The sequence below is a fragment of the Methanothrix sp. genome, from assembly GCF_030055635.1.
GTDB lineage: Archaea > Halobacteriota > Methanosarcinia > Methanotrichales > Methanotrichaceae > Methanothrix_B.
In genome coordinates, this window is record NZ_JASFYM010000006.1 from 80938 (window position 1) to 92597 (window position 11660).

The following is an 11660-nucleotide window of genomic DNA, read 5'->3' on the forward strand; positions in this document are numbered from 1 at the left end:
CAGCACGGCAATGCCAAAAGTTATGAACATGTAGGTACAGCTTCTGTAAGTCTGCGTGAGAAATTATGGTGCTCGATAACCTAGGCGGATCGCTTCGAGGTGCCCTGAAGAAGATAGCCTCGGCAACACGTGTTGATAAGGCTCTTGTGGATGAGGCTGTGCGTGATATCCAGCGCGCCCTGCTCCAGGCTGATGTGAATGTGAAGCTTGTGATGAGCCTCTCGAACAGGATACGCGAGCGCGCGCTCAACGAAAAGCCCCCTGCAGGGATGAATCCCAGGGAGCACGTGATAAACATCGTCTACCAGGAGCTGATCAATCTCGTCGGCAGGGGCACAGACATCCCGCTCAAGAAGCAGACGATCATGCTTGTTGGTCTCCAGGGCAGCGGCAAGACAACGACAGCCGCAAAGCTCGCCACATACTTCCAGAGGAAGGGTCTGAGAACAGCTGTCATATGCGCGGACACATTCCGGGCGGGGGCGTACGATCAGCTCAAGGCGCTCTGCGACCGTCAGGGGATCTTCTTCTACGGGGAGAAGGGGAACAAGAACGCGCCTGAGGTCGCGAAGAACGGCCTGGAGGCGACGAAGAAGTACGATGTGCGAATAGTGGATACGGCCGGCAGGCACGCGCTCGAGAGCGATCTGATCCAGGAGATGAAGGAGATCCATGCGGTTGTGAACGCTGATCACAAGCTTCTCGTCATGGATGCTGCTATCGGCCAGCAGGCTAGCGAGCAGGCCAGGGCCTTCAACGAGGCCGTTGGAATAACGGGAGTGATAATAACAAAGCTCGACGGCACCGCGAAGGGCGGTGGGGCGTTGAGCGCGGTCGCGGAGACGAAGACATCCGTCGCGTTTATAGGCGTTGGCGAGACAGCGGCCGACCTGGAGAAGTTCGAGGCTGACCGTTTCATATCACGCCTTCTCGGCATGGGCGACATAAAGGGGTTGATCGAGAAGGCCCAGGAGGTGCAGATCGAGAGCGACGTCGATGTCGATGCGATGATGAAGGGCAAGTTCACCCTGAAGGACATGTACAAGCAGCTAGAGGCGATGAACAAGATGGGCCCGCTGAAGCAGATAATGCAGATGCTCCCGATCGGCGGAATGGGCATCGAGCTTTCAGACAGAGAGTACCAGGTCACAAAGGAGAGGCTCGACGCATACAGGTTCATCATGGACTCCATGACAGAGGAGGAGCTTGAGGATCCAAAGATAATCAACGCGAGCAGGATAAAGCGAATCGCGCGCGGAAGCGGCACTCGGCCCGAGCTGGTCAAGGAGCTTCTTAAGTCGCATGCAGCAATGCAGAAGGCCATAAAAGGGATGAGAGGGGGAATGGGGCGTATGAACGTGAAGAAGCTCATGAAGCGTCTGGGACAGCCGAAGGTCTAGACCTTCGATTCCTCATACGCTATCCATACTATCACTATCCCCACCAGGATCAGAAGCGGCCCGATGGATCCCTTTATGATGTTCGCTGTGTACGACCACCAGTTAAGACCGTACAGCCAGCTGTTGTGTCCAGACCATGCCGGGTCGGCCATGGTCCATATGCCCACAATGGCCACCAGAATGCCAATAATCACCTTCAGAACATCTCCAAGCTTCAGAGCAGATCCCTCCTTTCAGATGATATTCGTGATGCAAGTGAGGGTTGATGTAGAGAATTCAATATATAACCATCTCTCTGTTATGCATAAGCGTTTGCATTAGCGTCCAGTAAGCCAGGGTCGCGCAATCGTATCACTGCATGGAGATGCGACTTTGTGGGATTCAACTGGTAGTGTGCTCGTGTGACCTCCTCCCCTAATGTGAAGGGTCTTCTGCCTCCTTTCCTGATTTGAGATCAAAAGCATCTGACCTCGCAGGATTCATGATGTATCATGCCACTGGACATCGAATTACTGACAGGCTTTTCCGATGTTCAAGCCCATGATCCGACTGGCATCCTGCCAGTGGATGAAGATTCCTAGCAGCCCGTTCAGTTATTCGATCCCGCGATCTGAGTTGGGTGATCATATGTCCCTTCATGCCGGTGAGTCTCCGGCTCCCGGAAAGATATTTAAATGATGCTACATACTGCCACAATAAAGATTTACTTTGTGTTACCAAAAGGTGATATGATTGCATGCACGCCTGCCCTTCATTGCTTTGGTGCTTCTGATGATGCTCCCAGTCTCTTACGCCCAGGAGCCTCTGTGGGTTGGCCGTGGCGCCCCTGAGGATGTGGTGAATCTCGACGTGGGGGCGAGATCTCCTGGTTATGTGCCATCCTTCGGTACGAGGGGATTTGCAGCGCCTGTCTCCCCTCAGGTGATGGCGCTGAGCCCGGGCGCGATGGTCCATCAGGCGGAATCGTTGCTCTCTGAGGCGAAGAGAGCACGAGATGATGTTCTATCCATCTACAACATGACGAGACTCCTGGTGGTTTACGCATCTGAGAACGCGAGCATCGCGAGATCGATGGCTGAATCCGCTGAGATGAACGCCGGAGCTGCCAAAACAAGCGTGTATGAATGCAGGGCTGCTCTTAACGAGACGAGGAGCGTGAGATCTGAGGTCCTCTCCATCTACAACCTGACGAGACTCATGGCAGCTTATGCATATGAGAACGCGAGCATCGCGAGATCGATGGCTGAATCCGCGGAGACGAGCGCCAGAAGAGCTGAGACAGGCGCATACGAACGCGGGATGGCGGTGACTTCCCCTCCAGCCTGAAAACCGGAGTTTACGCCCTCCTGCTCGCTATCAACGAGAGCAGCTCAAGCTCCTGCTCCAAGAATAATCAACGATAGATGCGATCTCCGTAAAAGGGGGCCGGTTGTCTCCGCCCATCCGGAAAGATTTTAGACTTTGGGATTCTGGGTAAAGCAGTGTGAACTTGAGCATCAGGCTTGGCTGGATTACCGCTGTTGTTCTCGTAGCGCTCATCGCCATAGCCTACTTCATGTTCCCACTCATGGATGGCATCATCCTCGGCACGGTCTTCGCATACATAGGAAGGCCGATACGAGATATGTTCGGGTCCAGGAAACGCCTGGGCTCAGCCATCGCATCCATATGGATAATAGTGCCGATCTCGCTCGTTCTGATCCTGGGCGTGATGGAGATAGCGAACCTGTTCATGTGGATCGCCCAGAACCAGGGAAGCATAACGAGGGAGATAAGCGGCACCATCTCAGGCCTCGAGATCCCTGAGGAGATATACACGCTCATCACGGGAAGCCTGCAGAACGTCCTCAGCTTCGTGGCAGATCTAGCTGCGAGGATGCCGATATTCGATTACGGCAGGAGAATGATCCTGCTCGCAATAAATCTTGTGCTCTCGATACCTGTATGCTACTTCCTGCTCTGCGACGGCGAGCGTTTCGTTGAGTCCTGGTTCACCATAGTCCCTGAGGAGAGCCTGGAAACATACAGGGCATACTTCGAGAGGATCGACAGGATCCTGAGCGGCATATTCCTCGGCAGCATGTACACCGCGATCGTTGGAAGCGTGATCTCGGCCATAGTCTTCTACGCATTCGATGTTCCCAGGCCGTTTGCAATGGCGAGCCTGGTTTTCATAGCAGGTCTGGTGCCTGTGCTGACCGCATGGGCTGTCATTGTACCGATATCGATATACAGATACCTTCTCCTGGGTCCAGCCGAGGCGCTCATGTTCTTCGCCGTAGCATCCGCTCTCATCTATCTCCCATCTGAGCTGATCATACGGCCGTACCTTGTGGCGGCTCGCTCCTCACTGCATCCGCTGCTTGTTATACTCTCTTTCCTGGGCGGCGCGATGGTGGCTGGAATAGGCGGTTTCTTCCTGGCCCCTGCGATCATGGGCGTGATCGTGGGCATATACCAGGTCAGAAGGGAGCAGTCTCTGGCGAAGGAGCCTCAGAGCGAGCAGGATCTCTGAGGTGGAGATATGCGGTTCTGCATAGAGACATACGGCTGCACTGCGAACATCGGGAATTCCATGGAGCTCAGGGGAGCGCTGATAGCGCACGGGCATTGTGAGAGCGATCTTAATAATGCAGACGTCGTGATCCTAAACACATGCGCAGTTACATCACGCACAGAGAGGGACATGCTCCGGCGGATCGGCGAGCTCAGAGGCAGGAGGCTGATAGTGGCAGGCTGTCTGCCTGCTGCCATTCCGGAGCTGGTTGAGGGTCTCGAGGCCGTGGGCGTTCTGAACAGAGATGGCATAGACAGGGTTATCGATGCCATTGGAAGAGCTGAGCAGCCGGAACCAGATCGCATCACATCATGCTTGCCCGGAAGCCTGTGCGGAGTTGTCAGCATCTCAGAGGGATGTCTAGGAGCATGCTCATACTGCATAGTGAAGAGGGCAAGGGGGCCTCTCAGGAGCCGAGAGCCGCGCGAAATAGAGGATGCTGCAAGACGTCTCGTGAGCAGCGGTGCTGTTGAGATCCAGCTGGCATCACAGGATGCCGGAGCTTACGGATGTGACATCGGAGCTTCACTTCCGGAGCTCCTCGATCTGCTCTCTGATATGGACGGGACGTTCATGATACGGGTGGGCATGATGAACCCTGACTCTGTTATGAGGATTCTCGACGAACTGCTGGAATCGTACAGGAGCGGGAAGGTATACAAATTTCTCCATCTTCCGCTCCAGTCAGGCTCCGACAGGGTTCTGGAGGGGATGGGAAGGGGCTACACATCCGGTGATTTTGTTCATATCGTGAATGCTTTCAGATCGAGATTTCCGGAGATCTCGCTCACGACCGATGTGATAACCGGCTTTCCGGGAGAGACAGATCAGGATTTCGGATTGACTGAGGATGTGATAAGAACAACACAGCCTGACAAGGTGAACGTCACTAGGTACTCGCGGAGACCTCACACCCCCGCCTTTACGATGTATGATATGCCTGACAGGATAAAGAAGGAGAGGTCGCGCAGGATGACGGAGCTCTGGAAGGAGATCGCTCTCATGCGGAACAAGCGGTACGTGGGGCAGGAGCTGGAGGTGCTGGTCACAGAGCACGGGAGAGCCGGCACCATGAAGGGGAGGACCAGGAACTACGTCGGGGTCGTGGTCCATGGCGCCAGCTCCGTTGGAAAATGGTTGAGGGCGGTGACGACAGATGCAACGCCCTTCTACATAAAGGCCAGATGCACTGAAAGTCTGTGAACGCTCTGAGCTGACCGAAAGTCTACAGCAACTAATCTACGTGAGGGCCATGAGCTCCAGCTTCATGCGCTCACGATCGCTCATATCCGATCCGGTGCCGGATGTGAGCGAATCGTCCGGCACATACGTAAGCGTCAGCTTCCTGCGCTTGCCGTGCGTGAGCCTGACATGCTTTGGATCGAGATCTGCGGCGCGCTTCATCACTGTGATCACTGTCGTTTTATTGAGCCCCAGCATGTCCACCAGCTCTGCGGTGGTGTAGTCCCCTGGCCTCTCGCTCATGATCTCTATCAGCGCCCTTGCATGCTTGTCTATCGCACGCCCCTCGCCGTACTCAAGATCCTTTGAGGCTCTGGCATGCCTCGCCCTGAGCTGCGTCTTCAGATCTGCAACCTCTTTCGATAATCTGTCCACCTGATCGATCAGCCGGCCGAGCAGCTCAACATCCCTCCCAGACCCGACACTTTCTGTCAGTCTGTTTACGGCGGTTATGAGCTCGATCATGGCCTGCTCTTCCTTAAGCTTCCTTTCAGTCTCAGCGGCCTTATTTTTATACAGCTCTAAAAGCTCTTCGAACATCTGCTTACACCTATTACTTGTATGGTTTGTTTGGATGAAGCAAAATATTATTTATCCTTAAACAGACGCTACTATATATAGATTTCGATGTACACTCTGCGGTTTCCTTAAGAGATTGCTGGGTTGCAGCGATCTGCTCGGCCCGATCAGAGTTCGCAACTCAGAGTGTTCATGCTGGCATCTGGCAATGTGGTGTTCTTTTCGCATGATCGGGCTGCATGCTGTATCGATGTGATCTGCAGTGTATGTGGATCCGTGCAGCACTACAGCATGTGAGCGCATCACTGAACAGTCTGCCATGGAATCGATATCTATCAACACAATATATAACAACTTCTGCGAATACACATCCTCTTGGCCTCAACGATACAGGCAGACGAACGCTATCTGGTCATCCGTCCATTTATTGGTAATCCAATCATACGATCAGACATCGCGCATATTCGTTCAAAAAATACGTTCTTTCAGTGCAACCGGAAGCTGGCGTATATCTCTTATCATGATATCTGCAACCTCCAGCAGCCTGGGATGCGGGTTCGGATTCTGCTGGACTGTGAGCACCCCGAGATCCGCCTCCTCCAAGGCATAGAGATCGTTGAGACCATCGCCGACCATCACCACCGCTCGGTGATTCTCTTTAAGCCTTCTCACGATCGCCCTCTTCCTGATCGGATCTGCAACAGAGCATATCTTTTCAGGATCTATGCCGTAATCGACAAGATGTATCAGACTCCTGGGGCTGTCGCCAGATGCTATGTATATATCCGCACCCATGGCTCGGAGCTCATCTAGGACAGATCTGACACCAGGGAACGGCACGCCTCCTGTGCTCACGATGTACGGGACGGTCATATCCAGAGAGTCCACGATTATTCCGGTTGTGTGATACGTCTCAGGGCATCTCTGCCTGACAGCCTCGTGCGCAACCAGGAGATCCCTGACGGTCGCATCCGAGCGCCTTATAGCCTCAAGAGCATCCGAATGCGAGACCGGTGTGCTGTAGCAGCTTATCTCTATGCCCTCTGAGCACAGCTCTATCAGCCTGAGCAGATGTGTGTCCTCCGGACATCTCTGGACATCCCTCGGATCCATCTGAGGCACGACAAGCGCTCTGCCCGGCCTCTCTATGATGAGCTGCGCTGTCACTATCCTTTCCAGAATCCTCCTGTGGATGAGATCGTTGGCCACACGGTACATTCGGAGCAGAGTGCCTGCGACATCGAGAACAACTGCCATCTCGCCCATTGCCATTCGATATTCACGGAAGAGGTATGAACATATCGCTCCTCTGTGCATGTCTTAGAGGTGAGAGCACGTCGCCGTCCACCCGCATTGTCAGAGGATGCGACCCTGTAGGTCCCCTATCCCGTCAGAGACCTTTGATGCTGTCTCTTTCAGAATCTGAGCTGCCAGAATGCGCTCATAGAAGGTCTGCATCGCAAAAATATATACCAGAAAAGATATTGCTATGACTGACCATGAAAGACATACCGGATCGCATCGCTGCGCTTGCTGCAAGAGCGCTCGAGCCGATCATCTCTGCGATGGATTCTCCTGCCTCGCATGAGGTGGAGGCCGGTGGCGTGATCCTGAGGCTGGAGGTGAGCGATGCCCGGGTCTCCTGCAGGTGGGGCATTGGAGACTGCCTGGAGCTCCTGGAGAGGGTAGCAGAAGAGCTGGGCGTGCCCCTGGAGGAGGAGCTGGTCGTGAGGCATCCTGAGATGGAGTTCAGCGAGAACATGGTCACCGGCTTCTTCGAGGCCTGGAGGGGAGTCTCTGTTAAAAGAAGGAACCCCATGGAGGATGTGCTTGACGCTCTTATCTCCGAGCTCGAGATGCGCGGCGTGAGCATATCTCTGGAGGAGGATTCTCTGGTGCTCTCCAAGCGGAGATCGATACGCTGAGCCTCTACATTGTTTTGGCGCGGTGGAGGCCCTGGTGTTCAGAGCAGCTGCTCTCGCTCAGCCCTGCAGCGGGCTGCGGCCTCTGCTCTTCACATCTATAAATGTTGGGAATCCCATCGCGTTCAGCTCATCCTCGCCGAGTAGAATGCTGTGGCCCTCTGCATCAAAGGCTCTGAGCCATGATATCCGCCATCTCCCAGGCTCTGCATCCGCTGGCATCATGATATCGCCCCGGTAGAGAGCCCCGCTGGTGTTGCCAGCGCCTGCGGTCTGGTTCAGCTGCACCACTGCCGACATCCCGCCGGATGGGCTGACGAGCTTTATCGCTGGGGGAGATGATCCGGCCTCGGAGAGAGCGAGCGATATATTGAGCGTATCCAGGCTTGCGTTCAGCACGCGTGGCTCGATCGTGAGATTCAGCAGATCAGGCCCGAGCCTGGCATCGTGGGGGGATGATGCTCTCTCCTCTGCACCACCCGATGGATCGCCGCCCGCAAGGACGATATTCTTCTCGATGGAGAACACCCCCACCATATCATCGGTCCTGAACCCGTACATCGCGGGGTGGAGCGATGTGCCTGCGCCCTCTGCAACGCCGTATGAGATGTGCGCCCATGATAACGAGCCCTGAGTCAGAATACAAAGCACGACCAGAAGCAGCGCCCTTCTGCGCATCTTATGAGAGGTCTTCTTCATAGGAACCTCCTGGGGTGTAGGGGGAGCGGAAACCCCGCCATTCAGGTCGGGGAGGAGCGTACCCCACGCAGAAACAATATATACCTTTGTACCTGCTATTCTCTCCTGAGATGCCTTCTGACCCCAGAAGACACTCCGTAACGGAGAAACGGTTGCAACACGGAATGACGATAGGCATTTTGGAACGCCCCGAATCCGTAGCAATGCGGAAGCTGAAACCTGCATTTGAGGCCAGGAGCGTCCCCAGGGTCGCCGCTCTTCGGAGCTATATCCTGTGATGTCAACCGGCCTATTGTCTCGGACATGTCGGATTCTCCGCATGGCGCCAGGGACAAGCTCCGGTCTTCAGGCCGGAGTAGTTGACGGTAGATGAAGATTGCTCAGAGTGACCCCCTCTCCGGCCTGAAGGCCAGAGCTTGCGCCCTGTTATTCTCTGTCATGTGACTCTCAACGTCGTCTGGATCGCCAGATGTGCATTGTGACTGTAGCAAGCAGAGACCACAGGATACCCGCTGCATGAACCTGCTTCTCTTCTCTCCCACTCACGTTACTGGTTTCAGGGTGCTCTTCAGCCTGCACATTCTCCTCAACAGCAATCCCTGCGACCCCGCTCACGTTCTCGACTACCACATGGAAGCTCCTGTAGTTTGGCGGGGAGCCCTTTGCAGAGATCCCGACCTCTATGGTGTGATTCGCAGGAGCAATATCTCCCGCTGAGAGATTCACGTTGAACGTCATCCTGCCGCCGGGATAGACCCATCTGGCTCTCGTCACATTCGAGACCGATATACCAGGAGGCAGGCCTCTGAACACGAGCCTGGCATAGGCTCCGTCACCGCCTATGTTCTGTATGGTTATCGGAAGAGTTATTGTGGTGTTTGGCCTCATGCTCACATCGGGAGCATCAATGACCTTGAAGTACGGCGTGGCAGCTGCAGCGCTCAGAGCTGCATAAATAACCAAAATCATGGCAAGTTTTCTCATATGAGATCACCAGGGAGACCGTCTCCTTTAGGGGATGGGCGGCTCACGATAGTTACATTATCAAATTTTATAAAAGCATTTCCGGCCGGTGGATAATTGACCGGAGACCAGCGAGTACAGGAGTTCAGAAGATCTAGCTGTACAGGCCAGCTGGATCAGTGATAGCAGGGATTGCGATCATATGAGATCACCGTGGAGACCCGTCTCCTTTGGGGGGGGCAGGTAGCTTAAGCTGGTGGGTCCCAAGCTACAGCTCGCACTTCACAAACCTCTCCAGGATCCAGCGGTTCCTGACCTCTGGGTTGAATAAAACGCCATAGAGAGGTCGATCGCGCGCCACAAAAGCCTCGCAGTTCTCCGCTACTGCAATCAGTTCGGATGGGAGCACCAGCTGGAAGCTGTGCAGATGGAACGCAGGTATGATCCGCGGTTCTCCAAGAAGCGGGGTCTCAGCGGAGATCACCACATTCTCCATCCCGATGTGAATGCCTGAAAGCACTCTTCCGCCAAGAACAGAGCATATGACAGCAGCTCCGGTCGATATTCCCAGCACCGGGCGTTTCCAGTCCTGTAGCCAGGAGAGCTGCTCTGCATCATCAATACAGCATCTGTCCTTGAGAGCTGTGCCGCAGAGCACCACCTTATCGTAACCAGATGGATCCTCAAGCTCCCTGTAATGCATAACATCAATCTCCGCGCCGGCCCTGCGGAGCGCATTTGCGACAGGATCGACGAACTCGTACCTGGAGAGCGAGCCATCGCGATAGCAGAGGTCCAGAACAAGGATCACGTTTATTCTCCCCACATATATTAATTTGCGGTCTTCTCCACAAGCCTCGCTGACTCGATCACGTATTTCCCGCGGTTGCCGCTGAAGAGCCTTTCAGCTCTGAGCACCTCCAGCCGTCTCCTGAATATCGGCCCGTCCAGAACCAGCGTCTCCAGCTCGCCGCCCTCTCCTGAGGGGCTTATTCCGTATCTCTTTTGAAGCCTCTCGAGCTTTTCTATCATTCTGTCATCAATCTCCGCGCCCAGAAAGCTCTCATCCAGGGGGTACGCAAAGACGCCTGTCACAATGACCCTGAAGCCGCGGGCAGTCAGCATTCTCAGATAATCGAGCTGATCGATCTGCCAGAGCGGGTTGAAGCACCAGAGATCGAGCTCGCTGCAGATCCTCTGGATTCTCGACGACTGATAGACGGACTCGATCGCGCCCGTCACTATCCCATCGATGCTGTAGAGCCTACACGCCTCGATGATCGCCTCCCTCAGATCATTCAGCTCCATCTCCTCCACGCCCGGGGTTCGCCACTTCAGCATATCGATGCCGATAGCAGATGCCACAAGCTCCGCGAGCCCTATGTTCTGCGTGTGGAACATGTAGCTCTCCTCATTTTCAGATATCAGGGTGATTAGGCACCGCACATCCTCCTTTTCCATCGCCCTGTAGCAGGCGAACACAGAGTCCTTGCCGCCGCTGAAGAGAACTCCAAGTTTCATAGAACCTCCTGGGGGTAGGGGTAGCGGAAACCCCGCCCTTCAGGGCGTGGAGGAGCGTACCCCACCCATATAAACTGAAATTTATATACAAAGTGAACATATCCCTCAATACAATGCTTCAGACTCTGATGGTCCGGCTCGATCCAGACGATGAACAGTATAAGATCCTTCTGGAGACGATGCACCGTTTCAACGAGGCCTGTAACTACATCGCAGAAGTGGCGTACTCCATCGGGAAGGCCAATAAGTACGTAGTCCATAAAGCTGTCTACTATGACGTTAGGAAGCGATTCGGTCTCTCTGCACAGCTCACTGTCAGAGCGATATCCAAGGTTGTTGAGGCATACAAGCGAGATCGATCTGTTAAGCCGCAGTTCCGGCCTGATGGGGCGATTGTTTACGACCAGCGCATACTCTCCTGGAAGGGGCTCGAAGCAGTCTCGCTGACAACACTCGAAGGCCGGCAGCTTATCCCCCTCAGGATTGGCGATTACCAGAAAGCTCGGATGGATCGGGTTCGTGGTCAAGCAGATCTGATACTCAGAAACGGTGTGTTCTATCTTGCTGTTGCTGTCGAAGCTCCAGAGGAGACTCCCTACGAGCCCAGAGGGGTTCTGGGTGTCGATCTCGGTATCAAGTATCCCGCTGTTGATTCTGATGGGGAGATACACAGCGGCGAGAAGCTTCTGGAGACCAGAAAGCGGCTTGATTCGCTCAGAGCCAGGCTCCAGAGTGTGGGTACCAGGTCTGCTAAAAGGCATCTCAAGAAGCTCTCCGGCAGGATGAAGCGATTCACCAGGGATGTCAACCATCGCATCTCCAGGCATATAGTCGCGA

13 protein-coding genes are annotated in these 11660 nt (G+C 54.5%); 6 read left to right on the forward strand and 7 right to left on the reverse strand.

Translation table 11 applies throughout. The features are described 5' to 3' along the window. Positions 1–65: 65 nt before the first annotated feature. A complete protein-coding gene (locus QFX31_RS03995; protein WP_348530832.1) occupies positions 66–1400 on the forward strand; it encodes a signal recognition particle protein Srp54 in 1335 nt (444 codons plus the stop codon). On the opposite strand, the gene QFX31_RS04000 is transcribed toward QFX31_RS03995, so the two are convergent. Further along, on the reverse strand, positions 1397–1594 hold the full coding sequence (locus QFX31_RS04000) for a hypothetical protein (protein ID WP_348530833.1): 198 nt from the start codon (positions 1592–1594) through the stop codon (positions 1397–1399). The genes QFX31_RS03995 and QFX31_RS04000 overlap by 4 nt on opposite strands. Positions 1595–2171: 577 nt before the next feature. On the opposite strand from QFX31_RS04000, the gene QFX31_RS04005 reads away from it, so the two are divergent. From QFX31_RS04005 to QFX31_RS04015, 3 genes are all read left to right on the forward strand, one after another. Then, complete coding sequence (locus QFX31_RS04005) at positions 2172–2726, forward strand: hypothetical protein (protein ID WP_348530834.1); 555 nt, start codon at positions 2172–2174, stop codon at positions 2724–2726. Positions 2727–2883: 157 nt separating this feature from the next. Continuing rightward, positions 2884–3915 carry an AI-2E family transporter gene (locus tag QFX31_RS04010; protein WP_348530835.1) on the forward strand — a complete coding sequence of 344 codons (1032 nt, stop codon included), beginning with the start codon at positions 2884–2886 and terminating at the stop codon, positions 3913–3915. Between the two features lie 9 nt (positions 3916–3924). Further along, positions 3925–5160, forward strand: a complete 1236-nt coding sequence (locus tag QFX31_RS04015; protein ID WP_348530836.1) for a tRNA (N(6)-L-threonylcarbamoyladenosine(37)-C(2))-methylthiotransferase — start codon at positions 3925–3927, stop codon at positions 5158–5160. A 36-nt stretch (positions 5161–5196) separates the two neighbouring features. On the opposite strand, the gene QFX31_RS04020 is transcribed toward QFX31_RS04015, so the two are convergent. Both QFX31_RS04020 and QFX31_RS04025 read right to left on the reverse strand, forming a co-directional pair. Next, positions 5197–5739, reverse strand: a complete 543-nt coding sequence (locus QFX31_RS04020; protein ID WP_348530837.1) for a hypothetical protein — start codon at positions 5737–5739, stop codon at positions 5197–5199. Positions 5740–6186: 447 nt separating this feature from the next. Then, the gene (locus QFX31_RS04025; protein WP_348530838.1) at positions 6187–6990 is read right to left on the reverse strand and encodes an HAD family hydrolase; all 804 of its coding nucleotides are present in this window, start codon (positions 6988–6990) and stop codon (positions 6187–6189) included. A 227-nt stretch (positions 6991–7217) separates the two neighbouring features. Between QFX31_RS04025 and QFX31_RS04030 the strand changes: the two genes are divergently transcribed. After that, complete coding sequence (locus QFX31_RS04030; protein ID WP_348530839.1) at positions 7218–7643, forward strand: hypothetical protein; 426 nt, start codon at positions 7218–7220, stop codon at positions 7641–7643. A 57-nt stretch (positions 7644–7700) separates the two neighbouring features. On the opposite strand, the gene QFX31_RS04035 is transcribed toward QFX31_RS04030, so the two are convergent. From QFX31_RS04035 to QFX31_RS04050, 4 genes are all read right to left on the reverse strand, one after another. Further along, a complete protein-coding gene (locus QFX31_RS04035) occupies positions 7701–8339 on the reverse strand; it encodes a hypothetical protein (protein ID WP_348530840.1) in 639 nt (212 codons plus the stop codon). 447 nt (positions 8340–8786) lie between these two features. After that, positions 8787–9323: a hypothetical protein gene (locus tag QFX31_RS04040; RefSeq protein ID WP_348530841.1), complete on the reverse strand. Its 537-nt coding sequence runs from the start codon at positions 9321–9323 to the stop codon at positions 8787–8789. A 247-nt stretch (positions 9324–9570) separates the two neighbouring features. Next, on the reverse strand, positions 9571–10128 hold the full coding sequence (locus QFX31_RS04045) for a hypothetical protein (protein WP_348530842.1): 558 nt from the start codon (positions 10126–10128) through the stop codon (positions 9571–9573). Between the two features lie 5 nt (positions 10129–10133). Then, positions 10134–10823, reverse strand: a complete 690-nt coding sequence (locus tag QFX31_RS04050; RefSeq protein WP_348530843.1) for a diphthine--ammonia ligase — start codon at positions 10821–10823, stop codon at positions 10134–10136. A 113-nt stretch (positions 10824–10936) separates the two neighbouring features. Between QFX31_RS04050 and QFX31_RS04055 the strand changes: the two genes are divergently transcribed. Beyond that, a partial coding sequence (locus tag QFX31_RS04055) for a transposase (RefSeq protein ID WP_348530844.1) occupies positions 10937–11660 on the forward strand: 724 nt, incomplete at its 3' end.